Here is a 542-nt window from a genome sequence, read left to right on the forward strand (position 1 = left end):
CCGACCAAGACGGTACTGGCTGGCTCGGCGAGGGCTGGAGCGTACCGGGCTGCCAGCGCATTATCCGCGATGCGGCCGGATTGGCCTATATCGACGATCAGGGCCGTTTGTTCCCTTTGCCGGAAGTCGATGAAGATGATGAAGAACCGGTATTGTTCGAGAGCGAACAGATTTGGTTCAGCAAGAATCCGGACGGCCATTATGTCATTGCTTCGCTGGACGGTTCGATAGCGCTGCGTTTTGCCCCTTTGGTGGTGGCGGAGGACGGTTCGGATGAAGATTCCACCCTCTTCCCTTTGGTCGCGGTGGAAGACGCCAACGGCAACCATCAGCGTTTCGTCTATCATCCGCTGACCGGTTTGCCGCAATACATTATTGACGGCAACGGCCGGGTATTCTCGCTGAACTTCGGCAATGTGGCTGATGAACAGTCACCTAGAATGCGGCTGCTGTCGGTATCGCTGTTGGAGGGTTTACCATCCTTTGGTGAAACCGTTCGGGTCGGTACGCCGCTGGTCCGCTATGAATACGACGGCAGTGGT

The 542-nt window shown here is 56.6% G+C and carries 1 pseudogene; it reads left to right on the forward strand.

Annotation, left to right across the window (positions count from 1 at the left end):
• Positions 1–542 (forward strand): annotated as a pseudogene (locus HMPREF2952_RS11455) (RHS repeat family protein); the annotation flags it as partial.

Source organism: Neisseria sp. HMSC068C12 (genome assembly GCF_001814095.1).
GTDB lineage: Bacteria > Pseudomonadota > Gammaproteobacteria > Burkholderiales > Neisseriaceae > Neisseria > Neisseria perflava.